Source organism: Komagataeibacter saccharivorans (genome assembly GCF_003207825.1).
In the GTDB taxonomy this organism is placed as follows: domain Bacteria; phylum Pseudomonadota; class Alphaproteobacteria; order Acetobacterales; family Acetobacteraceae; genus Komagataeibacter; species Komagataeibacter saccharivorans.
This window is the reverse complement of the sequence record NZ_NKTY01000004.1, coordinates 38,718-65,234: the sequence shown is the minus strand read 5'-3', so window position 1 is coordinate 65,234 and position 26,517 is coordinate 38,718. Positions and strand designations below refer to the sequence as shown.

The window sequence follows — 26,517 nt, the reverse complement described above, 5'->3', positions numbered from 1 at the left end:
GGTTCAGTCCGCCATCTGGATCGCGGTAATGGCCTCGCACATATCCTCGACCACGGCTTTTACCAGCGCTTCATCCTCGGCTTCCGCCATGACGCGGACCAGCGGCTCGGTTCCGCTCTCACGCAACAGCAGCCGCCCGCGATCCCCCAGCCGCTTTTCCGCCGCCGCACGGGCTTCCTGCACCTTCGGGTCATGCAACGGGCTTTTCCCGGCGAAACGGACATTGCGCAGCAACTGCGGGTAAGGCTGGAACAGGGTGCAGACCTCGCTGGCAGGGCGACCGGTCTCCACGACTTCGGCCAGAACCTGAAGGGCCGCGACCAGTCCGTCGCCCGTTGTGGCAAAATCGGACAGGACCATATGCCCGGACTGTTCGCCGCCAATATTGGCCGACAGTTCGCGCATCTTTTCCACAACGTAGCGGTCGCCCACCGCTGTGCGCACCAGTTCCAGCCCCTGCGTTTCCAGATACCGCTCCAGCCCCATATTGGACATGACGGTCGCCACGATATGGCGGCCAGCCAGCCGCCCCTGCCGCGCCCATGACTTGGAAATGAGGGCAAGGATCTGGTCCCCATCCACCAGACGTCCCTTTTCATCCGAAATCAGGACACGATCGGCATCACCATCAAGGGCAATGCCAATATCAGCCCGATGACGCAGCACTGCCGCGCACAGGGCTTCGGGCCGCGTGGAACCACAGCCTTCATTGATGTTGATGCCATTGGGATCGCAGCCGATCCGCACGACCTCGGCCCCCAGTTCCCACAACGCCGTCGGGGCCACGCGGTAGGCCGCGCCATTGGCGCAGTCAATCACGATACGCAGGCCATCAAGCCGCAGTCCGCGCGGAAAGGACGATTTGGCACTTTCCACATACCGCCCCGCCGCATCGTTCAGCCGTGAAGCGCGACCGATCTGGTCGGGTGCGGCCAGCCTGTCGGTCAGATCGGAATTCATGGCCGCCTCGATCCGGGCTTCCATCTCGTCGGACAGCTTGAATCCATCGGGACCGAACAGCTTGATGCCATTATCGCCATACGGGTTATGCGATGCGGAAATCATCACCCCCAGATCCGCCCGAAGCGAACGGGTAAGCATGGCGATGGCCGGTGTCGGCATTGGCCCCACAAGGGTCACATCCATGCCGGCGGACAGGAAACCCGATACCAGCGCGCATTCGATCATGTAGCCCGACAGACGCGTATCCTTGCCCAGCAGAACGCGGTGGCGGTGCGTGCCGTGGATGAAATGCAGTCCTGCGGCCTGCCCCAGCTTCTGCGCCACTTCGACCGTCATGGGAAAGCGGTTGGCCGTCCCGCGAATGCCATCTGTGCCGAACAGCTTTCTTGTTTTTACCATGACGGGGGATCTCCGGATACGTTCTGGTCGTACACGACCTACCTTACCTGTTATGACCGATCCAGCCCCTGCCTTACGCGCATGGCCTGCATCATGGCTGAAACGTTGTGAACCCGCATGACGATACCGGGAAAAACCATTCCCGGCAGCGTGGCCGCCACCGTTCCGGGATCGCGGCGGGACGCATCGGGTTCATGGCAGATTTCCCCAATCATGCGCTTGCGCGAAACACCAAGCAGAACGCGACAGCCCAGATTAGAAAGAATGGGCAGACGTGCCAGCAGTTCCAGATTGCCAGCACCTGTCTTGGCAAAGCCGATGCCCGGGTCCACCACCATGCGCGTACGTTCTATGCCCGCGGCCACGGCTTCATCCACGCGGCGGGACAGTTCACGCGTCACATCTGCGGCGACATCGTCATAAACCGCGTGCTGCCGCATGGTCTGGGGCGTGCCGCGCATGTGCATGAGGGTAACCGCACACCCATGCCGCGCGACAACCGCACGGGCCAGCGGGTCATGCGTCAGGGCCGAGACATCGTTGACCATGCTGGCACCGGCCAGCAGGGCCTGATCCATGACCATGGCCTGACGGGTATCCACGGAAATATGCAATCCATCCAGCGCGGAACATGCCCGCACCGCGCGGATGACCGGGCCGATGCGCCGCCATTCCTCCTCCGCTGCGACGGGTGGAGCGCCGGGACGGGTACTTTCCCCACCAATATCCACGATCCGGCAGCCCTGCGCATACATGGCCTTTATGGCGTCGAACGCGGCCTGCGTCGTGTAATGCTGGCCACCGTCACTGAAGCTGTCGGGTGTTACGTTGATGATCCCCATGACCTGCGACCCCGGGGGCAGGCCCGCATCGGATACGGGGGCGGTGATCCGGGCCACAACATCCGCCCATTGCGACGGGATGGCGGATACCGGCACGACCCGTCCCGCTTCCCCGCCCCCGATCAGGCGGGCAACGGCGAAAGCGTGCGTTCCCTGTCCCAGCCACAGCGCAATGCCTGCCTCAACCGCCTGCCGGGCGGCAGTACCGTGCAGCAGGCCAAGGGGTTCGATCAGCCGGTCGTCCATTGTTCCTCTTCTATCCAGTTTTTCTATCACCAGATACAAAAATGGCGGGGCAGCCCAAGGCTACCCCGCCATATATTCAACACCTGTAAGACAGTTCTAGCTCGCCGGGGCTGCGCCAACCCCACCATTGCCTTCCGGCGAAGGCAGCGGTTCGACCGGCGCTGATGGTGCAGAAGGCGGCACTGATGGACGGCGGTTTTCCGGCATCGGGTCATCGACCACCACACGCTCGATCTTCTCGCCACGCAGCACCTGCCGGATTTCCTCACCCGTCAGGGTTTCATATTCCAGCAGGGCCTCACCCAGACGGTGCAACTGATCGATATGATCCAGCAGCAGGGTGCGCGCGCGGTCATAGGCCGCATCGATCAGCTTGCGCACCTCGTTGTCGATTTCACGCGCGGTTTCCTCGGACACGTTCTTGTTCTGCGTCACACTGTGACCAAGGAACACTTCCTGCCCGTTGCCACCATAGGCCACCATGCCGAGCTTTTCGCTCATGCCCCATTCCGTAATCATACGGCGGGCCACGTCTGTCGCCATCTTGATGTCACCCGATGCGCCGGTGGAGACATTATCGGGGCCAAAGATGATTTCCTCCGCCGCGCGGCCACCCATCGCCAGCGTCAGCTTGCCAATGCACCATGAACGGCTTTCGGAATAACGGTCCTTTTCCGGCAGGCTCATCACCATGCCCAGCGCACGACCACGCGGGATGATCGTCGCCTTGTGCACCGGATCGGAGCCGGGGGTCAGGATGCCAACCAGAGCATGGCCACCTTCATGATAGGCGGTCATCTTCTTTTCGTCCTCGGTCATGACGAGGGAGCGGCGCTCGGCCCCCATCATCACCTTGTCCTTGGCGTTCTCGAACTCCAGCATGGCGACCGTACGCTTGCCAAGGCGGGCAGCCATGAGCGCCGCTTCGTTGACAAGGTTGGCCAGATCGGCACCCGAAAAACCGGGCGTGCCACGGGCGATGACCTTGGGGTCCACATCGGATGCCAGCGGCACCTTGCGCATATGGACACGCAGGATCTTTTCACGGCCCGCCACATCGGGGTTGGGCACGACCACCTGACGGTCAAAACGGCCGGGACGCAGCAGGGCGGGGTCAAGCACGTCGGGGCGGTTGGTCGCGGCAATCAGGATCACGCCCTCATTGCTGTCAAACCCGTCCATTTCGACCAGCATCTGGTTCAGCGTCTGCTCACGTTCATCATTGCCACCGCCGAGGCCCGCGCCACGATGGCGGCCGACGGCATCGATTTCGTCAATGAAGATGATGCAGGGGGCAGCCTTCTTGCCCTGTTCGAACATGTCACGCACACGCGATGCGCCAACACCCACGAACATTTCAACGAAGTCGGAACCGGAAATAGTGAAGAACGGCACGTTCGCCTCACCCGCGATGGCGCGGGCCAGCAGGGTCTTACCCGTACCGGGGGGGCCAACCAACAGCACACCCTTGGGGATCTTGCCGCCCAGACGGGTGAACTTCTGCGGATCGCGCAGGAAATCCACGATTTCCTGCAACTCGCCCTTGGCTTCATCAATGCCCGCCACGTCATCAAAGGTAACGCGGCCCTGCTTTTCGGTCAGCATGCGCGCGCGCGACTTGCCAAAGCCCATGGCGCGACCGCCACCGGACTGCATCTGGCGCATGATGAAAATCCACGCACCGACCATCAGCAGCAATGGCGCGTAATTGATCAGGTAGCGCAGGATGGGATTGGTGTCGCTTTCGAGCGGCTTGGCCGCAACCTCCACCCCTTTTTCCGTCAGGCGCGGAATCAGGGTCGGGTCCTGCGGGGCATAGGTGTCGAACGAGGTGCCATCCGTCAGGGTGCCGGTAATATTATGTTCCTGCACCACAACAGACCGGACATGCCCGCTGTTCACGTCCCCGATGAAATCGGAATATGCCAGTTGCTGCGATGCGTGCTGCACGCTTCCGGGCTGGAAAACGTTAAACAGCAGCAGCAACAGGACGATGATGATAACCCACAGGGCCAGGTTCCGGCCAAAATTGTTCATCTTGCCTACTGTTCCATCCGCTGGCCCCTTCGCATTACCCGACAGAGGGCAGACGAACAGGCGCCACGTTCACTACGTTTATCATACATAGGACGATCAAGGGATATTCACACCCCCAATCCACCACCTTTTATTGCCCGGCCCCGACAGGCAGGGCGGTCGGGCGGCCAAACAGGGCACCCGAAAAGGCGGGATGGGGGGGCTGGTTTACAAAAAACGCATCTGCGATGCCGTCATGCATGCACAGTCCCATATGCGGCACAGCCATAACCCGCCCATCGTGCCACAGGGCCGGCAACGTACGCAACACGCAGGCCGGCCACCCGGAACGCACCTGCCCCGCAGGCCACCAGCGCGCTACCGGCCCCGCTGCGCCGATATACATATCTTTCGGCACGTGTCGGGCCCGCAGCACGAAACGCCTGTCCCACACAGCGCCTGTCCCGGCGGAGACGCAGGGCGCCATCGCTGCTTCCTCACGCGCCAGCAGCCATTGCCCGTCCCGCCATGGCACGATCATGACACCCGCCAGCGTCGCTGCCCGTGGCGCATGGACCAGCCCCGCCACCGCGTCCCGCCTTGGCGGATAATCACGTCCCCCCACCACCCCGATCAGGGCGGAAAGAATGCGGGGCGGTGCCAGACCGGCAGGCAGCACGACCCATCCACCCGGATGGAACCGTGCATGCTGCGCCAGCCACAACGCATCATCGCGGTCCTGCGCCATGCGGGCCTGCCCCGCCTGCCGCGCCTGTGCAAGCAGGCTGCCGCCCAGCACCGCGTCCTGACGCAGGGCCTGCCGGGCACGGGCGCGCTCGGTCCGCAGATTGGCATTGGATGGATCTTCCACCCATGTCACCCCTGCCGCGCGCACGGTAGCGTACAGCGCGGACTTGGTGAAAGCCAGAAGGGGGCGGACAAGCCTGACATCGGTAACGGGAAGGGCCAGCGCCATCCCGGCCAGACCGTCCTGACCGCTGGCGGCACGTCCGCGCATCATGACCGTTTCGGCCTGATCCCCGGCATGATGCGCCACCAGCAGATCCAGCGCCCCAAGATCGCGACAGGCGGCAAAAAGTGCCTGATAGCGCATACGGCGTGCGCGTTCGGCCATACGGGAGCCACGTTCCAGCCCCTCAAGGGTCAGCAGGCGGGCCTGTATGCCCAGCATGGACAGGCGCGCGACCGTCTGTTCCGCTTCAGTCCGGGATTCCGCGCGCAGTCCATGGTCCACGACCAGCGCGATCACATCGGCCCGCCACCGCCGGGCAAGGATGGCCAGCGCCATACTGTCCGCCCCACCCGATACGGCCACCGCCACAGGTATCCCCTGGCCCGGCCATGGGCCAAGTTCGGTCATGATGGCGTCAAAGCCCTGCTGGCCTACCGGTTCAGCCGCTTCCATTCTCTGGAACCGGATGGCGGTCAGTTACACCTGGCGCGCTTGCGATAGACCTGTTCAGCGGATTTGATGCGGTCGGCAGGCTGGGGAAACTCGCTGGCCAGCTTGTCCAGCGCCTGACAGGCGGAAGCCCTGTCATTGAGCGCCACAAGCGTTGCCGCCACACCCAGCAGGGCGCTGGGGGCACGCGCGCCATGGGGCGCACGGTTATAGGCATCATAATAGGCCAGCGCGGACTGCCGGTACTGCTTCTGCCCGGCCAGCGACTGGGCCAGCAGGTATTGCGCATCGACCTGCTTTGCACTCTTGGGACCAGACAGGACCTGCTGCGCATCCGCCTGCGCCGTAACGTAATCATGCTGCATCAGCGCATCGGTCCCCGCCTTCAGCAGATCGTCCGGCGTGCGTTTTGCCGCAGGCGTTTCCGTGGCCGCCGGTGCGGTAGCAGAAGCAGCCGGAGATGCGGAAGCCGCCGCCCCGCCAGCAGGGGCCGCGCCATGGCCATGCTGCATGGCGAAATTCATGTCATCGATCTGCTTGCTCAGCGCTGCATTCTGCTGCTGGACCTGATTGGTCAACTGGTCGATTTCACCGCGCATGTCGCGCGCTTCCTGTTCCAGCGTGTTGACGCGGTCGAGCAGCTGCAGGGTCAGGTTGCCGCTGTTGTCATCAGCGCGCGCGCCACCAAGGCAGGCCAGCGATACGCCACCCGCCAGCATACCCACCCTGCCCCACTGACGGGACCGGGCAGCGACTGAAAGGAAACATGACAACACAGACCGCATGGACCAAACCCTTTTGCAACACTACGCATGCATACCTAAAACAAAACCGGCCGGGCGATAAGCGCCCGACCGGTTTCATACTTATTCCATTACGTCATGGGACGCAGGGGCAGTGGATTACTGCACCGACGTGATGGCGTTACGGTTCTGGGCCCATGCCTGCTCGTCGTCACCAACGGCGGTCGGACGGTCCTTGCCGTAGGAGATCGTCGTCAGGCGCGAGCCATCGACGCCCTTGGCAACCAGATAGTCGTGGGCGGCATTGGCGCGACGCTCACCCAGGGCGATGTTGTATTCCTCGGTGCCGCGATCATCGCAGTTACCGGCAATCTGCACGTGCACCTGCGGGTACTTCGCAAGCCACGCCGCCTGCTTGTCGAGGGTCGCCTTCGCGTCGCTCGACAGGCCGCTCTGGTTGAGCGGGAACAGAACACGGTCACCAGCCGTCGCCACCAGATCAGCTTCGCTGCCCGGAGCCGGACCAACCTGCTGCGTGGCGGCACCCGTATTCACATTCTTGTTCGCGTGATCGGAACAGGCTGCCAGGAAGAGGGCCATACCAGCCGCGCCAAAAAGCTTCAGTTTCATTACTTTTGATCCTGGATCGGTTTCTTGCGTCGAAACCATTTGTTGAATTTCCGGATTTAAATATGGGACGGCCCCGAGTCTCGTTACGTCCTGTTAAACACAACTGTAAAAACAGAGACTCGCGATCGCTGGAAACCACCGCCAGCATACATTTGGCAAGAAGTTTCCGTCAATGTCAGGCAAACACATACCGGCCATTTGATATCCACGCAGGTTCCAGAATAGTGCCCGCCCAACATATTGTAATTATTACTTATTCAGCGGCGACCATGCCGGATCGGACGCGCTTCCCGCCGGCAGGGCGCGTTCATGGAAGCCGGTGATATCAATTGTGCTGATACCTGTTGCAAATCCGGCACCATTTGCCCCCCCCGAACTCTGCCGGCAGAAGGCCAGAACACGGCCATTGGGGCAGAAGGAGGCGCTTTCCACCGTGAAGCCTTCCGTCAGGATACGCTCCCCCGTTCCATCCGGCGCCATGACGCCAAGCGAGAAGCTGCCATTGGCAATGCGCGAGAAGGCGATCAGATCCCCGCGCGGGGACCAGACCGGCGCGCCGTAATGGCCGTGACCGTAGGAAATGCGCTTCGCATCCCCACCCGAGGCGCTCATGATATAAAGCTGCGGCGAGCCGCCACGGTCGGAGTTGAACACGATCTGCGTGCCATCGGGGCTGAAGGACGGGCTGGTGTCGATCGCGCCGGAGGCCGTAAGCTGCCGCCGCGCCATGCTGGCCAGATCCACCACATACAGGTCGGACCCGGCTCCGCGCGTGACCGACAGGATGACGGATTGCCCATCGGGCGAGAAACGGGGCGCGAATGAAATACCCGAGAAGTCACCAAGCAGGCGCTGCTGGCCGGTACCAAGGTTGAACAGGTAAACGCGCGGCCTGTAATTGGCATAAGACAGGAAGGCGAGCTCATTATTGGCCGGGTTGAAACGCGGCATGAGCGTCAGCCACTGGCCATTGGTCAGGTAACGGCTGTCCGCCCCGTCCTGATCCATGATGGCGAGGCGGGTGGTCTGGTGCTGGCGCGGGCCGGAACGTGCGATATAGGCGATGCGGGAATTGAAGTATCCTTGTTCACCCAGCATGCGGCTGTAGATCACATCGGCAATGATATGCGCGATACGACGCCAGTCCTGTGACCCGGCGGTATAGGCCGTGCCCTGAAGCTGGTTGCCCGTCAGCACATCCCACAGGCGGAATTCCACACGCAGCGAACTGCCCTGATCCACGACCTTGCCCGTCATGGCCGCACGCGCGCCCAGTGACTTGTAGGTGGAGAAATCCGGCGTGCCCTGCGGCATGGTGGCGCTGATGGGACGGAACAGGCCGCTATTGCCCAGATCGGCGGAAATCACATCCGTAATCTGCTGGGCCACACCGCTGCCCAGCGAGGGCAGGACGATGGGGATGGGGGCGGTCCGGGCCTGATCCACCGTTATTTCCGCATCGCCTGCCTGCGCGCGCGCCGTGCCGGAGGCGAATAGCGGTGTCGCCACCAGTCCCCCCGCCACACCGGCCGCCATGAACCCACGTCGCCCGAATGCCGCCGCCAGCCGTGCTGCGTCATCATCAGGAATCAATGGCTTTACGCTTGACGTCATTTTCTTCTCCTCGCCTTCGTCCGCTTGAGGTCAGGGACGGAATACGAATTTCAGTTGCCGGGTCTGGCCCAGCAGGTTCTGCGGAATGGGCAGCTTGGCACAGGTGGGACTGAGCACCGCATCACGCGCGCGTTCCGCCAGCGCACGATATGAGGGGTCGGAGTCCATCTGGGCCTGCGTCTGCGGTGCGAATTCCACCAGTCGCGCCGTGCCGGTCCCGTCCACGGTCACGACCAGATGCGCCACAAACTGGGCATAATTACGCGCGGCCGTATCTTCCGAATAACAGCGGCGCACGGAACTGCCGATCGCCTTCTGTTCGGCGGAACTCAGCGCACTGGTGATATCCCCGTCCGGCGTACCGCCGCCATCCGGCGCCCCGCCCTGCGCCGGGTTGGGGCGCGCCTTGGGCGGATGGGTCTGTTTCTGGTCCGCACGGAAGGAATCCAGCGTCGCGAGCAGGGAATGCGTATCGGGCACGCTCTTCTTCACTTCATTCGGCTGGGTTATGCGCGACGGCGGCTGCACCTTGGGCGGGGCATCGGGCTGCGGCTGGGCCGATGGGGGCACCGGTGCATGCGCGGGCGCGGGTGCTGCCTTGGGCGGTGTCGGCGGAAGCCGCACGGCATCGGGCGACGGCTGCTGTTCACGCGGGGGCGTGGGGGCATCCGGCACGGGTCTGGGCGCCTGCTGCGGTGGCGGCATGGGCGGTGGTGGCGGCGGCGGCGGGGCCGCTTCCTCATTGGGTGCCTTTTCCGGCGGGGTGGGCGCGGGCGGGGCTTCCTGCTTTACCGGCGCGGGGGCCGGCGCAGGTTTGGGGGCCGGCTTTTCACCCTTATGGGGCGCTGATGTGCCGCCATCGTTCGTGAATTCCATCTCGATCGTAGGCGGCGGGGGCGGCTCTCTGGGAACCGGCATGGGAAGCTTGAGCAGTATGCCCAGCAGCAGGGCGACATGCAGGCCCCCCGATACCAGAACGGAGCGACGCATGAGGATACGCTCGGAACGACGCGGTGGCACCACGATCAGACGGCTCCCGGTATCAGTTTGGGTTTGGTTCAGTTACCGCCGCCGGGCGGCTGCTGCGCAAGAAGGGCGACATGCGTGAATCCACCCGCCGTGATCTGACCCATGATCTGCATCACGCGGCCATAATCGATATGGGAATCACCCCGGACGAAAATGCGGTGTTCACGGTCATTCTGCGCCGCCGCCTTGAGCTGATCGACCAGTTCGGCCTGCGACACCGGATCATCGCCCAGATACAGATCGCCGTTGGAGCGGATCGAAACCGTGATGGGCTTGGTATCGGTATTGACCGGCGCCGCATCCGTCTTGGGCAGATCGACATTTACGCCGCTGGTCATCATCGGCGCCGTCACCATGAAGATGATGAGCAGCACCAGCATGACGTCAACCAGCGGGGTGACGTTGATTTCGGCCATGAGCCGCCGCTTGCGCCGCCGCCCACGCAGATCGCCCAGGCTTGCCCCCATGGTCAGGCGCCCCTTTCTTCTGACTGGCGCGACAGGATGGCGGCGAACTCGGTGCCGAAGGCATCCAGCCGGTCCTCGAACACGCTCATGCTGTTGCTGATCACGTTATAGGCGATCACGGCGGGAATGGCCGTAACAAGGCCGATAGCCGTTGCGAACAGGGCTTCGGAAATACCCGGCGCCACGACCGACAGGTTGGTGTTGTGCATCGCCGCGATGGAGCCGAAGGCGTGCATGATACCCCACACTGTGCCGAACAGGCCGATGAACGGGGCCACCGGCCCGATGGTGGCAAGGAAAATGACCCAGCGGTTCAGCCGGTCCATTTCACGCGTGATGGTGATGGCCATGGCGCGATTGACGCGGTCCTGCACGCCGCCATGCACCAGATCGATGCCGGCGATACGGGATGAACGCCGCCATTCCCCCATCGCCGCGCCGAATACGGCGGCCATAGGGTGGACCGGCTTGGCCCCGTCGGATTCGTACAGATCGTCCAGACTGCCGCCAGCCCAGAACCGCTCCTCGAAATCATTGCCCAGCCGGGTGACCCGGCGGATGGTCGTGAATTTGTCGAAAATGATTGCCCAGACAATCACACTGCACGTCACCAGCCCGACCATGACCAGCTTGACGACAATCGACGCGTGCATGAACAACGCCCACATCGACAGATCGCCCGCTGCGGCCCCGAGATTCGCCGCGTTAACCGCTTGGTCCAAATACGCCTCCTGCACACCTTGGCCGTTCGCTCAAACACGAAGATTGCCCATTTAGCAAGCCACGGCCAACCCGCTTTCCGCACAGCCCTGCGTCATGGTCAAGCCATGACACGAAAACAACGCAGAGCGTGCATGCCTTTGCGTTGTTCAGGCTACGAGTGCGCGCAGAAGATCACGCCATCGCGGCGGAAATCGGGCAGCACGCCCGTCACCGGCACGAATACAGGCCAGACGGACATCCAGCGTGCCGCAGTCGGCCCCGGCTTCATCCGCGCCAACCCGGTGGAAATCCTGCACCAGCCTGCAACTGGCGGCACCCAGTTCCGTCATGCGAGTCGTGACGCATACGATGTCATCCAGCCGTAGCGGCGCGCGGTAATCCATGGCGGCATGGCGCACCACGAAGGCCAGACCATAATCGGCCAGCAGGTCGGATGCCGCCTGCCCCTGCGCGCGGATGGCCTCGGTCCGGGCGCGTTCGGCCAGTGCAAGATAGCGGGCGTGATAGACCACGCCGCCTGCGTCCGTATCTTCGTAATAGATACGGAAATCAATTTTATGTTCCATCCGGTCCGTCTCCCATGCCCCCGTCCGCCAGCAGGTCACCCTGCCCCGGCATGCGCGCGGGTGGCTGCAACCCGAGATGGCGCCAGCCACGTTCACCCAGCATCCGGCCCCGGCTGGTCCGCAGCACGAGTCCCTCCTGAATCAGGTAGGGTTCGATCACATCTTCCAGCGTATCGCGGGCTTCGGCGAGAGCAGCGGCCAGCGTTTCCACGCCAACGGGGCCGCCATGATGAAATTCGGCAATGCGGCGCAGATAACGGCGGTCCATGCCGTCCAGCCCCATCGAGTCGACTTCCAGACGTGACAGCGCCGCATCGGCCAGTGCGCGGTCAACCGGCCCGCGCCCGGCCCGCGCCACGGCGGCAAAATCGCGCACGCGGCGCAGCAGGCGCCCGGCAATACGCGGCGTGCCACGGGAACGGCGGGCGATTTCCTCCGCCCCTTCCGGGGTCAGGTCGAATTCCAGCTTGCGCGCGCCGCGTGTCACGATCTGGCACAGTTCTTCGGGCGTGTAGAACACCAGACGCAGCGGAATGCCGAAACGGTCGCGCAGCGGGGTCGCCAGCAGTCCCGCCCGCGTGGTGGCGGCGACCAGCGTGAAGGGAGACAGGTCGATCCGCACCGAACGCGCCGCGGGCCCCTCCCCGATAATCAGGTCAAGCTGGAAGTCCTCCATCGCGGGGTACAGGACTTCCTCGATGGCGGGGTGCAGGCGATGGATTTCATCAATGAACAGCACGTCGCGGGGCTGAAGATTGGTCAGGATCGCGGCCAGATCGCCCGCGCGCTGGATGACCGGCCCGGAAGTTGCGCGAAAGCCCACCCCCAGTTCCCGCGCCACGATCTGCGCCAGCGTGGTCTTGCCCAGCCCCGGCGGGCCATGCAGCAGCACATGGTCCAGCGCATCACCGCGCTGCCGGGCGGCGGCGATGAAAATGGCAAGGTTTTCCCGGCTGGCCTTCTGTCCGGTAAAATCATCGAGCGTCTGGGGCCGCAGGGAGCTTTCGTTGCCGTCTTCCTCCCCCCGGCGGGCGTCGATCTCACGCTCGGGATGGCTGCTCATCGGGCCAGTTCCTTCAGGGCATCACGGATCACGATATCCAGATCGGCCTTGCCGTCCAGCCGGTCGATCACCCGTTCCACGACCGGCTGGGCCTCCGCACGGCGAAAGCCGAGACCGGACAGCGCCAGCAGCGCATCCGCCGCAATCCCCCGCGCGGCAGGAACGGTGATGGTCGCGGCCGAAACCACTGTCCCCGCGGGCAGGCCGGTTGGCATGCCTTCGCACTTGTCACGCAGTTCGGTCACGATACGTTGCGCCAGCCGGGCACCGACCCCGCCCGCACGGGTCAGCATGGTCTTGTCGCCCGTGGCGATGGCGCCCATCAGTTCCGGCGGCGGCAGGACGGACAGGATGGCCAGCGCCACCTTCGCCCCCACGCCCTGCACGGTCGTCAGCAGGCGGAACCATGCGCGTTCCGATGCCTCGGCAAAGCCGTACAGCAGGATCGCGTCCTCGCGCACTACGGTTTCCACCAGCACGCAGGCCAGTTCCGGGGGCTGGGGCAAGGTAGCCAGCGTGCGGCTGGACGCCTGCACCAGATACCCCACGCCACTGACGTCAATCACGCAGCGATCCGCTTCCACCTGCGCCAGCAGGCCACGCAACTGCGCGATCATGCCATCCTCGTGGCGCGGGCGATGTGGGCAGCACTGGTGCGGTGATGGGCATGGCAGATGGCCACGGCCAGCGCATCGGCGGCATCCGCGCGCTTCAGCAGGGCGGTTGGGAGGATACGGCGGACCATCATGCTGACCTGTTCCTTCGTTGCCGCACCGGTTCCCACCACCGCGCGCTTGACCGTTTTCGCCCCGTATTCGGATACGGGAATATCCAGCAGCATCGGCACCAGCAGCCCTACGCCACGGGCATAACCCAGCTTAAGCGTCGCGGCCCCGTTGCGATTGACGTAGGTTTCTTCCACCGCTGCTTCATCGGGGGCAAAGTTGCGCGCCAGTTCCAGCAGCGCGTCATGAAGCTGGCGCAACCGTTCCGGCACGCTATGCGCCGATTCGGTGGCGATCACCCCATCGGCGACATGGGTCAGCCGGTTATCCTGCGCATTGACCACGCCCCAGCCTGTAAACCGCAGGCCGGGGTCAATGCCAAGAATGCGGACCACGGGCCGGTTCAGGCCGACAGCTTTTCAGCCACGTCGTCCGGCACGTCGAAATTGGCGTACACCGCCTGCACGTCATCATGATCTTCCAGCGTGTCAATCAGCTTGAACACGCTGCGGGCCTTGTCTTCATCCAGTTCGACCGTGTTGGACGGACGCCAGTCCAGCTTGGCCGAAGCCGGTTCGCCAAAGCGGGTTTCCAGCGCGTCACGCACGGCGAAGAAGGATTCGACCGGACAGGTCACTTCGTGCATGCCGTCCACGGTCTCGACATTTTCCGCACCGGCTTCAAGACCGGCTTCGATCAGGTCGTCCTCACTGGCAGCATCAAGCGGATAGGTGATGACGCCAAGCCGGGTGAACATGAAGGAAACCGAATTCGTCTCCCCCAGCGAACCGCCATGCTTGGAAAAGGCCGCGCGCACGTCGGATGCAGTGCGGTTGCGGTTATCGGTCAGCCCTTCCACGATCACGGCGACACCGGCGGGGCCGTACCCTTCGTAACGGACTTCCGCGTAGTCATCGCCACCGCCGGCACCCGATGCCTTCTTGATCGCGCGCTCCACCGTATCCTTGGGCATGTTGACTTCACGCGCGGCGGAAATGGCGGCGCGCAGGCGCGGATTCATGGCCGGGTCAGGCATGCCTTCGCGCGTGGCCACGGTGATTTCACGAATGACCTTGGCAAACTGCTTGGCCCGCTTGGCATCCTGCGCGCCCTTGCGGTGCATGATGTTCTTGAATTGGGAATGACCCGCCATCGTTCGTCTCTGATCCTGTCTTTCGTCTTGTATTCGTGCCTGCCTGCCGGGGGCTGGTCAGACCAGCCGCCCGTGGCAGTGCTTGTATTTCCTGCCCGACCCGCAGGGGCATGACGCATTGCGTGAAACCTCGCCCCAGCTTGACGGGTCATCAGGCATGACCGCAGCCCCGCCGATCGGCGTCGCCATGGACGGATCGGGCTGGCGGCCCGTGGCATCGGGCATGAGACCCGGTCCCGGTTCGTTTTCCAGCCCCGGCACTTCGGGATCGGAATGGATTTCAGCCACACCCGCGAACGGATTGTCGATGGGCGGGGGCGCCATTTCCACCCGCGCCATGGTCGAGGTCACGCGCACGCGCAGGTGTTCAAGCATGGCATGAAACAGTTCGAATGCCTCATGCTTGAACTCGTTCAGCGGGTCTTTCTGACCATAGGCCCGCAGCCCGATGCCCTGCCGAAGCTGATCCAGCGCCAGCAGATGTTCCTTCCACACCGCATCGAATGTTGTCAGCAGAACCTGCTTTTCAACATAACGCATGACGGACGGGCCGAAATTGGCCGCGCGGCTGGCCTGCGCCTGCGCCGTGGCCTGTTCGATCCGCTCGGTTACGACCGTGCTGTCCACGCCGTCTTCCTCCGCCCACTGCGCAATCGGCAGGGACAGGTTCAGCGTGGTCTGTATGTCCTGTGTCAGTTCCTCTTTCAGCCACTGTTCGGGGAACGACTTTTCGGGGATGCGGCGGGCGACCAGATCGTGGACCACGTCTTCGCGCATTTCGGTGATGATGGCGGAAACATCCTCCGCCGCCATGTATTCCCGGCGCTGGGCATACACTTCCTTGCGCTGGTCATTCATCACGTCATCATATTTGAGCGTGTTCTTGCGCATGTCGAAATTGCGGGCCTCGACCTTCTTCTGCGCGCGCTCAAGGGCCTTGTTGATCCAGGGATGGACGATGGCCTCCCCTTCCTTCAGGCCCAGCTTCTGCAGCATGTTGCCCATGCGGTCCGTGCCGAAGATGCGCATGAGGTCATCTTCAAGCGAGATGAAAAAGCGCGAATTGCCCGGATCGCCCTGACGGCCCGCACGACCACGGAGCTGGTTGTCGATCCGGCGGCTTTCATGCCGTTCCGTGCCGATGACATACAGTCCGCCCGCAGCCTTTACCGTGGCATGGTCGCGGGTCACCTTCGCGCGCAGTTCCTGCTCGCGCATGGCGCGTTCTTCGGGGTCTTCGATACCGCCAAGCTGCTGGCTGATCAGCATGTCCACGTTGCCGCCCAGCTTGATGTCCGTCCCGCGCCCGGCCATGTTGGTGGCGATGGTGATCGCACCCGGCGCACCGGCCTGCGCCACGATCTCGGCTTCCAGTTCATGGAAACGGGCGTTGAGCACGTTATGCTCGATCCCGTTCTGGCGCAGCAGGGAGGAGAGGTATTCACTCTTCTCGATGGAGGTGGTGCCAACCAGCACCGGCTGCCCCGATGTGCTGCTGATTTCCTTGATGAGGTTGCTGACCGCCTCGTATTTTTCCCGCGCGGTCAGGTAGACCTCATCATCGTCGTCCTTTCGGGCGACGGGCAGGTTGGTCGGGATCTCGATCACTTCGAGCTTGTAGATATCGGCGAATTCGTCCGCTTCCGTCATGGCGGTGCCGGTCATGCCGGACAGGCGCGGATACATGCGGAAATAGTTCTGGAACGTGATGGAGGCCAGCGTCTGGTTTTCCTGCTGGACCTCCACATGTTCCTTGGCTTCCAGCGCCTGATGCAGGCCGTCCGAATACCGTCGGCCATCCATCATGCGGCCGGTGAATTCATCAATGATGACCACCTTGCCACCGCGCACGATATAATCGACATCGCGGGTGAACAGCGTGTGGGCACGCAGGGACTGCTGGACGTGATGGATCACCGCCACGTTGTGACTGTCGTACAGGCCGCCCTCCTGCAGGACGCCCGCCTGCCGCAGCAGGTCCTCCACCTGTTCCGCACCTTTTTCCGTCAGGATGACGGAGCGGAATTTCTCGTCCTTCTCATAGGCTTCGGGGTCGGCCACCAGGGCCACCATGACCTCGTCCACCGCGCGGTACAGGTCGGAACTGTCCTCCGCCGGGCCGGAGATGATGAGCGGGGTGCGCGCCTCGTCGATCAGGATCGAGTCGACCTCATCCACGATGGCATGGTGGAAGGGACGCTGGACCATGTCCTCCACGCGATACTTCATGTTGTCGCGCAGGTAATCGAAACCGAATTCGTTGTTCGTGCCGTAGGTGATATCGGCGCGATAGGCGGCGCGGCGCTCCTCCTCGGCGATGTTGGGCACGACCACGCCGGTGGTCAGCCCGAGGAAGGAGTACAGCGTGCCCATCTGTTCGGCGTCACGGCTGGCCAGATAGTCGTTTACCGTCACCACATGCACGCCACGTCCGGCCAGCGCGCTGAGATAGACCGCAAGTGTAGCGACCAGCGTCTTGCCTTCACCCGTGCGCATTTCCGCGATCTTGCCATCATGCAGCACCATGCCGCCGATGAGCTGCACATCGAAATGGCGCATGCCCAGCACGCGTCGGGAGGCTTCACGACAGACGGCAAAGGCTTCAGGCAGGAGGGCGTCCAGCGTTTCGCCCTTCGCGATCCGGTCACGGAATTCCTGTGTCTTCGCGGTCAGGGCCGCGTCGTCCAGCGCCTGGATCTGCGGTTCCAGCGCATTGATCGCGGGCACGCGCCGCTGATATGATTTCAGCGCCCGGTCATTGGCGGTTCCGAACAGAGCGCGGGCAATACTGGCGAACATGAAGACCTTCCCGGAATGACATTCCCGCGCACCCGCCACAAAACCGGCAGGGCGGGGACAGGCGTGGCGGATAAAATTCTCGCGCGGAGACATGAGATAGGACCCACACCGCAACTGGTCAACCGATGGACCACAGCGATGCGGGTGGAATGGCGAAAAACAGCCATCGGGCATCCGGCCCTTGCAGGCCGGGCCGCCCTTCGTCATGATGCCTGCCGAACGCGTTCATAACTAGGGTTTTTTGCACATGCGGACGACCGGTCCGGCAAAGGCTGTCGCAACGATGGCCCTGCTTGCTTCCTCCTTCATCATTCCTCCTGCATTCGCGGCCTCCCCCGCTCCCGCGGCAGCCAAGCCGGCCACAACCGGCACGGCGGACCAGAATCCGGTCCTCGCCAGCGTGAACGGACAGGACATCCGCCTTACCGACGTGCGTCAGGCCATGGCCTCGATGCCCGAGCAGCTTCGCAAGCTGCCCGATAACATCATCGTGCCGATCCTGCTCAACCAGCTTGTCGATCAGCGCGCCATCCAGATCGCCGCGACCAAGTCCGGCCTGGACAAGCAGCCTGACGTGCGCCAGCAGATGGAAACCGCATCGCAGAACGCGCTGCAGAACGCCTATCTGTCCGCACAGGTCACACCGGCGCTGACGGATGACGCCATCAAGGCGTATTACGACCAGAATTACGCCAACAAGCCGGGCGCAGAAGAAATCCACGCCCGTCACATCCTGGTCCAGACCGAAGCCGAAGCCAACGACATCATCAAGCAGCTCAAGGGCGGGGCCGATTTCACCCAGCTTGCGACCAAGCTGTCGAAAGATCCCGGCTCGGCCAAATCGAATGGCGGCGATCTGGGCTGGTTCAAGAAGGGTGACATGCTGCCCACGTTCTGGGACGCGGCATCGGCCATGCAGCCCAACAGCTTCAGCCAGACCCCGGTTCACACCCAGTACGGCTGGCACGTGATCCAGGTGCTGGGCAAGCGCACGGCAGCCACCCCCACGCTTGAAGCGACACGCGACCAGATCCGCCAGAAGCTGATCCAGGACGGCGTGCAGAAAGCTGTGAGCAACGCACTGGCGCAGGTCAAGGTCGTCCGCTTCGGACCCGATGGCAAGCCGCTGCCGGAAACGCAGCCCACGCACTGAACGGTCTGCCGCCGGGGTGGGGATGCGCAGGCATCTCCACCCACGGCCTTTCCCCTGTTTCCCATCTTCCGCTGTCATTCCAGGATCGTGACTGACCATGGCCAACGCCCTGCCCGTGTCCCCCCTCGCCCGGCCACTGCCTGAACTGCCCCCACTGGCGGGTGTGCGTTTTGGCGCAACCGAGGCCGGCATCCGCTACAAGGGACGCACCGATCTGGTCATGGCGGAATTTGCGCCGGGTACGACGGTGGCCGGTGTCTATACCCGCAGCAAGTGCCCCGGCGCCCCGGTGGACTGGTGCCGCGCCGCGATGGCCGATGGCCGCGCCCGCGCGCTGGTGGTCAATGCGGGTAATGCGAACGTCTTTACGGGCCGTGCCGGTTTCGAGGCGACGCAGGCCAACGCGGCCGATGCCGCCCGGCTGGTGAACTGTGCCGCAAGCGAAGTCTTCCTTGCGTCCACCGGCGTCATCGGCGAGATCCTGCCCTACCAGAAGATTTCGGCGGCACTGCCGGGCCTGCACGCCACCCTGTCCGAAAATGGATGGGCGGATGCCGCGCGTGGCATCATGACCACGGACACATTCCCCAAGGCCGCGACCCGCACGGCGCGCATCGGGTCCACCACCGTACGCATTCAGGGCATCGCGAAGGGCAGTGGCATGGTGGCGCCGGACATGGCGACCATGCTGTCTTTCGTCGCCACCGATGCGAAGCTGCCCGCGGGCGTGATCCAGTCCCTGCTTACGGACGGGGTCAACCGCAGCTTCAACTGCATTACCGTGGATTCCGATACCTCCACTTCCGACATGGTCCTGCTGTTCGCCACCGGACAGGCGGACAATGCGGAAATCACGCAGGCGGATGCGCCTGAACTGGCCGATTTCCGCGCGGCCCTCGATTCCCTTCTGCTTGAACTGGCGCTGCTGGTCATCCGCGACGGGGAAGGCGTGACGAAGATGATGCACATCACCGTCACGGGTGCGACTTCCAATGAATCGGCCCACCGGGTTGCGATGGCCGTTGCCAATTCCCCGCTGGTCAAGACCGCCGTCGCCGGTGAGGACGCGAACTGGGGCCGCGTTGTCATGGCGGTGGGCAAGTGCGGTGAACCCGCCAACCGCGATACGCTGAGCGTGGGCATTGGCGGCACATGGATCGCGCAGAACGGCACGGTCGTATCGGATTATGATGAAACCCCGGTCGTCGCCCACATGAAAGGGCAGGAAATCGAAATCACGATCGACCTTGGGCTGGCCAACGGCACGGCACAGGCGTGGGGTTGTGACCTGACACACGGTTACATCGACATCAACGGTTCCTACCGCAGCTAGCCTGCAGCGTGCGCCGGTCGGGCGCGCGCTTATTTTCCTGTTCCGTTCCGCGCGCCGCGATGGCATTGCTGTTGGGGTAATTCCATTGCAGCCAGACAGGAACGCCCCTGCATGATGTACCAGTTTGCCCGCCCTGATCCCCACCCACAGGATGTCTGGACCTATGGCGGGTTCTGGATCCGGGTCGTCGCCTATGTGATCGATTCCATCGTGGTATGGGCGATTCTGGCCCTGCTGGGGCTGCTGCTGGTTCCCCCCAGCCTGTCCTTTTCCATATTCGACCCGCAGCCGATTGGCGGCAGCGGGGGGGATTACCGCATTTCCTATATCCAGCACGCGGACTACGCCATCCTGTCCACCACGCCGCACATGCACTGGAACGGCAACGGGATGTTCGAGCTGATTTCCCTGCTCCTGCCCGCCGCCTATTTCATCGTGTGCGAGGCATCGACCCTGCAGGCCACGCCGGGCAAGATGGTATGCCGCCTGCGGGTGACTGACCTGCATGGCAACCGCATCACGCTGCTGCGTTCCGCCGGGCGTTATTTTGGCAAATACCTGTCGGCGCTGATCCTTGGGATCGGCTTTCTCATGGTCATGTGGACGCAGCGCAAGCAGGGTCTGCATGACATTCTGGCCGGTACCTGCGTCATCCGCCGCGAAGCCCGCGCCCCTGCGCCGCCACCCCCGCTATGGGGCTGAAACGGGGAAAAGGCACGACGGCATGCAACCTTGGTGCCCGTGGCAATCTTTTATTACTCTGATATCGGATTCTTTTACGGCAACCTGATGCCCGGTCGCGTGCCCCGACACACGCGGCAGCATGGTCGTTACGGTGGGGCGAGTGTCGCCCTGTTGTCGGGTTTCCTATTTTCCTGGAGGTGAACAATCGGCATGCCGGCCCAATTTGCGACTAAAGCCCATCCCGTGCCACGCCGCGCCATACGGGGCGGCATCCTGACAGTCCTCGCTCTTCTCATGCTGGTGTTCACGCCCTGGTTGTCGCAAGGCAGGGCGGCGGACCCGCAGGCAGCCCCGGCCACCGCCAGCACGCAGGGCATCAACGCCCAGCAGGCGCAGCAGGTTCTGTCGGTCATGAATGACCCGCAAAAGCGCGAGGAGTTCACCCGCACGCTGGAAGCGATCGCCAAGGGCCTGCCCGCACCGGCACCGACACCCGCACCAGCCAAGGCCGCACCGGCACCCGCCGCCAGTTCCGATGTGTCGCTCGAACCCGACAGCATCAGTTCCCAGACCATGAATGAACTGACCCACATACGCGACATCGCGTTGCAGCAGGGCCAGAACTTCATGGCGCTGTTCAAGGATCTGGCCTTTGTGGGCCGCTGGGTCCATTCGATCCTGTCCAATGCGGATTCCCGGCAGATCCTGCTGGATGCGCTGACCCGTGCGGGCATCATTTTCGTGCTGGCCCTTCTGGCCGAACGCGGGCTGTCCATCGCGACCCGCAAGCCACTGGCCGCCGTAACCGCCCGCGCGGTCGCGACCGAAGCGAACCTGAACCGCCGCCTGACGACGGAAGACCAGCAGGAAAACAGCCAGCCCGTGTCCCCCGCCGCAACCGGCGCGGACGCGAAGGCGGAACAGGAAACCGAACAGACCCGCAAGCAGGACGACCGCAAGCAGCATGAAACGCTGCGCGTCATCACGCGCATTCCCTATTCGCTGCTGCACTTCCTGATCAAACTGCTGCCCGTCGCACTGTTCTTCGGGGTGGGTTACGCCGGTTCGGCGCTGCTGACATCCACCCATCAGGCCGCAATGGTCACCATCACGCTGACGAACGCCTACGCCATCGCGCGCGTGATCTACCTGCTGCTGGAAACGGTGTTCGTTCCCCATTCCCCCACCATCCGCCTGTGCAGCGCGTCGGACGCCACGGCACGCATGGTCACGCGGTGGTGGAACTTCCTTGTCGCAGCGCCCTCCATCGTGGTCTGCCTGTCCACGCTGGGCACGGTGTTCGCCATGCCCGCGCGTGGCACTGAAGCCATCATCCGCGCGGTCGTGCTGATCGAGCATATCCTTATCGCGATCTTCATCTGGCGCATCCGCTACCATGTGGGGGCGGCGCTGCAGCCTTCCTCACGACTTCAGGAAAAGCCGTTCTGGCTGTTCGTGGGCCGGATGGTCCGCTTCTGGTGGATCCCCGCCATGTTCTTTGATCTGGCCCTGTGGCTGGTCTGGGCCACGCAGATCCGCGGTGGCTATACATGGATCCTGCGCACCCTTTCGCTGACCATCATTGTCATCCTTGCCGCCCGCCTGCTGTCGGTTCTGGCGTTCAGCCTGCAGAACAGGATTTTCCATGTGCCCGAGGCCACGGAAAAACGTTATCCGGGCCTGCAGGCACGGGTGGACTATTATTACCCGATCGCGCGCCGCAGCCTGTCCATCATGCTGATATTCGTGACCGTGGTGCTGCTGCTGCAGTCCTGGGGGCTGCCGGCCATCGGCTTCTTCCTGCATGGCACGCTCGGCCCGCGGATCGTGGGCGCGATGCTGACGATCATGATCGCCTACACCATCGCCATCGTGGTGTGGGAAGTCGTCAACGCGATGCTGCAGAACCAGATCACCCGCTTCGAGACATCGGAACAGGCATCGCGCGCCACACGGCTGCGCACGGTTCTGCCCATCATCCGCACGGTGCTGCTGACCTTCATCATCATCATCGTGACGGTGACCACCCTGTCGCAGATCGGCATCAACGTGACCCCGCTGCTGACGGGTGCTGGCATCATGGGTGCGGCCATCGCCTTCGGTTCGCAGAGCCTGGTCAAGGACTTCATCACCGGCTTCTTCATGCTGGTGGAAAACGCGATGCAGGTGGGCGACTGGGTTACGGCGGGTAGCGTTTCGGGCACGGTGGAACATCTGTCCATCCGCACCCTGCGCCTGCGCGCGGTGAACGGGGACCTGCATATCATTCCGTTCTCCTCCGTCACGTCGATCGCCAATACATCGCGCGATTACAACCTTGTGGTGGTCAGCTTCATGCTTGACCTGTCGGAAAACCCGCACCGGGTCAGCGCGATCCTGCAGGATGAACTGGCGAAACTGCGCAAGGACCCGGTATATGGGCCGCTCATCAAGTCGGATTTCGCATTTCTGGGTCTGGAGCAGGCGGACGGCAACGGGGCCAAGTTCCTCGGTTCCATCCGCACGGCGGCAGGCGCGAAATGGAAGGTCTACCGTGAATATTACAGCCGTCTGGGCGCGCGGATGGTCAAGGAAAAGGTTGCCTTCCCGATCCCGACTTCCGTCAACCTGCTGGCGAACAGCCCTGCTGGCGCGCTGCGCATGAACATGGAAGAAAACCCGGAAATGATTGCGCGGGCATCACAGGCCATCGCAGCCCCGGCCAGGCCCGAACAGGCCGACGCCCCGGCTGCCGATGGATCGCATAAGGAAGGCGGCGGTGACGCCAGCGGGGCGGAAGGAAAAGATTCCACCCATGGCTGATGGCACGACTTCCCTGCTGACGCGGCTGGAATCCCCCCTGCGCATGGACGGCTACGCCTTCGTCCCGGCAGGGGAGATGCTGCCCCTGCTGGAACATTATGGCCTGCGGGACTGGGACAGCTTCGCCAGTAGCTGGAACCGGCTGGGACTGGACCGCTACATGGCCGATGGCGGCCGCTACCGCCGCCGTCGCCATGCCACGTTTGCCATCAGCGATGGTGGCATCCAGCGCAAGAAACACCAGCCCCATTACCAGAGCCGCGATTACAACGAACTCAATGGCGGCATCGAACGCTGGTTCCGCGCGGTGGAACCGGAAACGGGCGCGCATCCGGCCCTTCTCGCCATCCTGCAGCTCATGCACCGGATCGTGACCGACCTGAGCGATCCGGCCAGCCTGCCCGATATCTGGCACACCGAAATCCACCAGTTCCGCATAGAGGCATCGGATGACAGTCCGGGCCAGCCCACCCCCGAAGGGCTGCACCGCGATGGTGTGGACTGGGTGATGGTGGTCATGATCCGGCGCGAAAACGTCATGAGTGGCGAAACGACAATCCATGACCTGCAACGCACCATGGTTGGCGGCTTCATGCTCGACCAGCCGTTCGATACGGCCATTGTCAACGATAACCGCGTCTATCACGGGGTCACCGCCGTACGGCCGCTGGACCCGTCGCGCCCGGCCTATCGTGATGTACTGGTCGTGACGTTCCGCCATCAATGACGCCTGCTCCACCGGGGCGGGACAGCCGGTGGCGACAGTTCTGCCTGCTCGCCCTCATCACCATCGTGATGGCGGGCGGCGGACTTTACCTGTTCATCGTAACCGTTGACCCGTGGGATGCCCTGCCCCTTTCGCCCCGGTTCGCGCGCGTGCCCGTTACATCCAATGCGCGCTACACCATGCCCGCGCTGGCGCGTAACCCCCGGTTCGATTCCGTGGTCATCGGCACATCGACCAGCCGCCTCATGCAGCCTGCCCTGCTGGACCGGGCATTCGACGCCCATTTCCTCAACATGGCCATGAACAGCGCCAGCCCGTGGGAACAGGCCCGGGAACTGGACATGTTCCTGCGCCATCATCCCCGGCCGCGCATCGTCATGATCGGGATTGATGCGGCGTGGTGTCATGAACGCCCCGGCAGCCTGACATCTCCCAACCGCCCGTGGCCGGAATGGATGTACGGCCATCCGGCATGGACGGGCTACCTGCATATGGCCAGTCTCTATGCCCTGCAGGAAGCCGCGAACCAGTTCCTGTGGCTGGCCGGGCTGAAAGCGCAGCGTTTCGGGACCGATGGCTATACCAGCTTCGTCCCGCCCGACGATCATTACGACCCGGCCCGTGTGCAGGCCGTCTTCGCACGCTGGGCACCGCCCGACAACACGCCCGCCCCGCCCGGCATGGCCGACACCCCCCCGGCCACCATGGGTCTTCTGGCGGAAATGCTCGAACGCATGCCAGCTTCCACCCTCAAGATCCTGTGGTTTCCGCCCGCATCATCCATGCTGCACGGAACGGCAGGCAGTATTGCTGCAGCCCGGCTGCAGGCCTGCAGGCTGGGGGTGAGCCGCCTTGCGGCACGGACGCCGGACACGGTGGCGCTGGATTTCAACCACGACAGCACACTTACGGAAAACCGCGATAATTTCTGGGACCCGCTGCATTACCGCATTCCCGTGGCGCAACGCCTCATGACCGACATCGCCGCCACCATCCGCACCGGCCGGGCGGATGATGCCATCATGGACAGGCTGCCCGCCGATGCCCCGCGCTAGACCATCCCCTCATGCACGCCAAAGCCATGCACTGCCATCGCGTAGCCTCCCCGGTGGCGGGGCTTGTGCCATGCGGGTCATCTGGTATGGGAACTAGAGATTGTACAGGAACCCGGCCATTCGCATGCGCGACGCAGGCAGGTGACAGGAACGGAATTCGTCTGGCGCCCGCCGTCCCCGCGACCGGGCAGGGGCGGTAGCGGCACTGAGGTTGGAGAGACAGGTGAACACGTCCGTCAATGATGCACCACAATGGCATCTGCAGCCCGAGGCGAACCGGACCCTTGTCACCCTGTCAGGAGACTGGATCGCGCAGGACGGGCGCGTGCCCGACTTTCCCCAATCCGCCCTGAAGGATATCCCGCCCAACGAACCGGTGGAATTCAGCACCGAACATCTGGGGAAATGGGATACATCGCTGATCTCCTTCCTGTGGGAACTCATGCGCGACGCACGCGAGGCGCATGTGGAACTGCGCATCGACACCCTGCCGGAATCCGCGCACAAGCTGCTGGACCTGCTGCCTGAAAATCCGCCGCAGCCGCCACCACCTGCCAGGCACGCCTTCGCGCCGGTTGCCGCCGTGGGCCAGTTCACGCTCGATACGCTGAACGAGGTCGGCTGCGTAAGCGAGATGGGGGCGGATGCCGCACGCGGCGGCATTGCCACCGCGCTGGGCCGCGGGATGATGCGCACCGTCGATCTCATGTCCGACCTGAACGCGGCGGGACCGGCGGCCCTGCTGATCGTGGGGGTGGTGAACTTCCTGGTCGGCGCGATCCTTGCTTTTGTCGGTTCGGTGGAACTGCACAAATTCGCGGCGGACATCTATGTCGCCAGTCTGGTTGCGATTGCCATGGTGCGCGAGATGTCGGCCGTCATGACCGCCATCATCATGGCGGGCCGGACCGGCGGCGCCTATGCCGCGCGCATTTCGACCATGCAGGGTAATGAGGAAATCGACGCGCTACAGGTATTCGGCATCCCGGTTTCCAATTACCTGATCCTGCCTTCGGTTCTCGCGCTCGCCTTCACCATGCCGCTGCTTTACCTGTATGGCTGCCTGATCGGCATGCTGGGCGGGTTCTGCGTGTCCTACATCATGCTGCATGTCTCGCCGCTGGGTTACTTCCACGAAACGCTGGGCGCCCTGCCGCTGGACCAGTTCACCTTCGGCTTCATCAAGAGCTTCGTATTCGGCTCCTTCATCGGGCTGACCAGTTGCCGCATCGGGCTGAAGGCCGGGCGCAGCGCGGCTGATGTGGGTATTGCCGCGACCAAGGCCGTGGTTGTGGGCATCGTGGGGGTGATCGCGCTGGATGCGGTCTTCGCGGTCATCGCCAATGTTATCGGGATCTGAGC

At 63.5% G+C, this 26,517-nt stretch carries 23 protein-coding genes; 7 read left to right on the top strand and 16 right to left on the bottom strand.

The window, feature by feature from the left end; all coding sequences use genetic code 11:
• Positions 1–3: 3 nt before the first annotated feature.
• From glmM to secA, 16 genes are all read right to left on the bottom strand, one after another.
• On the bottom strand, positions 4–1,362 hold the full coding sequence (gene glmM, locus CFR79_RS04130) for a phosphoglucosamine mutase (RefSeq protein ID WP_102325503.1): 1,359 nt from the start codon (positions 1,360–1,362) through the stop codon (positions 4–6).
• 50 nt (positions 1,363–1,412) lie between these two features.
• Positions 1,413–2,450 (bottom strand): dihydropteroate synthase, encoded by a 1,038-nt coding sequence (folP, locus tag CFR79_RS04125; RefSeq protein WP_110547016.1) that lies wholly within the window; start codon positions 2,448–2,450, stop codon positions 1,413–1,415.
• A gap of 96 nt (positions 2,451–2,546) precedes the next feature.
• Positions 2,547–4,487, bottom strand: coding sequence for an ATP-dependent zinc metalloprotease FtsH (gene ftsH / locus CFR79_RS04120; protein WP_102325501.1), 1,941 nt, complete (start codon positions 4,485–4,487; stop codon positions 2,547–2,549).
• A 130-nt stretch (positions 4,488–4,617) separates the two neighbouring features.
• Complete coding sequence (gene tilS / locus CFR79_RS04115) at positions 4,618–5,892, bottom strand: tRNA lysidine(34) synthetase TilS (protein WP_110547015.1); 1,275 nt, start codon at positions 5,890–5,892, stop codon at positions 4,618–4,620.
• A 20-nt stretch (positions 5,893–5,912) separates the two neighbouring features.
• A complete protein-coding gene (locus CFR79_RS04110; RefSeq protein ID WP_110547014.1) occupies positions 5,913–6,674 on the bottom strand; it encodes a tol-pal system YbgF family protein in 762 nt (253 codons plus the stop codon).
• Between the two features lie 117 nt (positions 6,675–6,791).
• The gene (pal, locus tag CFR79_RS04105) at positions 6,792–7,262 is read right to left on the bottom strand and encodes a peptidoglycan-associated lipoprotein Pal (RefSeq protein WP_102325498.1); all 471 of its coding nucleotides are present in this window, start codon (positions 7,260–7,262) and stop codon (positions 6,792–6,794) included.
• A 249-nt stretch (positions 7,263–7,511) separates the two neighbouring features.
• A complete protein-coding gene (tolB, locus tag CFR79_RS04100; RefSeq protein WP_102325497.1) occupies positions 7,512–8,876 on the bottom strand; it encodes a Tol-Pal system beta propeller repeat protein TolB in 1,365 nt (454 codons plus the stop codon).
• A 30-nt stretch (positions 8,877–8,906) separates the two neighbouring features.
• On the bottom strand, positions 8,907–9,899 hold the full coding sequence (locus CFR79_RS04095) for an energy transducer TonB (RefSeq protein WP_110547013.1): 993 nt from the start codon (positions 9,897–9,899) through the stop codon (positions 8,907–8,909).
• Positions 9,900–9,934: 35 nt separating this feature from the next.
• A complete protein-coding gene (gene tolR, locus CFR79_RS04090; RefSeq protein WP_102325495.1) occupies positions 9,935–10,372 on the bottom strand; it encodes a protein TolR in 438 nt (145 codons plus the stop codon).
• 2 nt (positions 10,373–10,374) lie between these two features.
• Entirely contained in the window at positions 10,375–11,040 is a 666-nt protein-coding gene (gene tolQ, locus CFR79_RS04085; RefSeq protein WP_102325675.1) for a protein TolQ, read from the bottom strand.
• A 201-nt stretch (positions 11,041–11,241) separates the two neighbouring features.
• Positions 11,242–11,661 carry a YbgC/FadM family acyl-CoA thioesterase gene (locus CFR79_RS04080; RefSeq protein WP_102325494.1) on the bottom strand — a complete coding sequence of 140 codons (420 nt, stop codon included), beginning with the start codon at positions 11,659–11,661 and terminating at the stop codon, positions 11,242–11,244.
• Positions 11,651–12,724, bottom strand: a complete 1,074-nt coding sequence (ruvB, locus tag CFR79_RS04075; protein ID WP_102325493.1) for a Holliday junction branch migration DNA helicase RuvB — start codon at positions 12,722–12,724, stop codon at positions 11,651–11,653. Before ruvB ends, CFR79_RS04080 begins: the two co-directional genes overlap by 11 nt.
• A complete protein-coding gene (gene ruvA / locus CFR79_RS04070) occupies positions 12,721–13,341 on the bottom strand; it encodes a Holliday junction branch migration protein RuvA (protein ID WP_110547012.1) in 621 nt (206 codons plus the stop codon). The genes ruvB and ruvA overlap by 4 nt, the downstream gene beginning before the upstream one ends.
• Positions 13,338–13,844 carry a crossover junction endodeoxyribonuclease RuvC gene (gene ruvC / locus CFR79_RS04065; protein WP_102325491.1) on the bottom strand — a complete coding sequence of 169 codons (507 nt, stop codon included), beginning with the start codon at positions 13,842–13,844 and terminating at the stop codon, positions 13,338–13,340. The genes ruvA and ruvC overlap by 4 nt, the downstream gene beginning before the upstream one ends.
• Positions 13,845–13,852: 8 nt before the next feature.
• The gene (locus tag CFR79_RS04060; protein WP_102325490.1) at positions 13,853–14,602 is read right to left on the bottom strand and encodes a YebC/PmpR family DNA-binding transcriptional regulator; all 750 of its coding nucleotides are present in this window, start codon (positions 14,600–14,602) and stop codon (positions 13,853–13,855) included.
• Positions 14,603–14,659: 57 nt separating this feature from the next.
• Entirely contained in the window at positions 14,660–17,401 is a 2,742-nt protein-coding gene (gene secA / locus CFR79_RS04055; RefSeq protein WP_110547079.1) for a preprotein translocase subunit SecA, read from the bottom strand.
• Between the two features lie 247 nt (positions 17,402–17,648).
• On the opposite strand from secA, the gene CFR79_RS04050 reads away from it, so the two are divergent.
• The 7 genes from CFR79_RS04050 to CFR79_RS04020 all read left to right on the top strand — a co-directional run bounded on the left by CFR79_RS04050 (position 17,649) and on the right by CFR79_RS04020 (position 26,515).
• Entirely contained in the window at positions 17,649–18,554 is a 906-nt protein-coding gene (locus CFR79_RS04050; RefSeq protein ID WP_254057996.1) for a peptidylprolyl isomerase, read from the top strand.
• A 97-nt stretch (positions 18,555–18,651) separates the two neighbouring features.
• Positions 18,652–19,887, top strand: a complete 1,236-nt coding sequence (gene argJ / locus CFR79_RS04045) for a bifunctional glutamate N-acetyltransferase/amino-acid acetyltransferase ArgJ (protein WP_110547011.1) — start codon at positions 18,652–18,654, stop codon at positions 19,885–19,887.
• Positions 19,888–19,998: 111 nt separating this feature from the next.
• Positions 19,999–20,589 (top strand): RDD family protein, encoded by a 591-nt coding sequence (locus tag CFR79_RS04040; RefSeq protein ID WP_110547010.1) that lies wholly within the window; start codon positions 19,999–20,001, stop codon positions 20,587–20,589.
• 192 nt (positions 20,590–20,781) lie between these two features.
• Positions 20,782–23,373, top strand: a complete 2,592-nt coding sequence (locus tag CFR79_RS04035; protein ID WP_110547009.1) for a mechanosensitive ion channel domain-containing protein — start codon at positions 20,782–20,784, stop codon at positions 23,371–23,373.
• Positions 23,366–24,100, top strand: coding sequence for a 2OG-Fe dioxygenase family protein (locus CFR79_RS04030; RefSeq protein ID WP_102325485.1), 735 nt, complete (start codon positions 23,366–23,368; stop codon positions 24,098–24,100). Before CFR79_RS04035 ends, CFR79_RS04030 begins: the two co-directional genes overlap by 8 nt.
• Entirely contained in the window at positions 24,097–25,155 is a 1,059-nt protein-coding gene (locus CFR79_RS04025) for a hypothetical protein (RefSeq protein WP_110547008.1), read from the top strand. Before CFR79_RS04030 ends, CFR79_RS04025 begins: the two co-directional genes overlap by 4 nt.
• Before the next feature lie 223 nt (positions 25,156–25,378).
• Positions 25,379–26,515 carry an ABC transporter permease gene (locus tag CFR79_RS04020; RefSeq protein WP_110547007.1) on the top strand — a complete coding sequence of 379 codons (1,137 nt, stop codon included), beginning with the start codon at positions 25,379–25,381 and terminating at the stop codon, positions 26,513–26,515.
• Positions 26,516–26,517 lie beyond the last annotated feature (2 nt).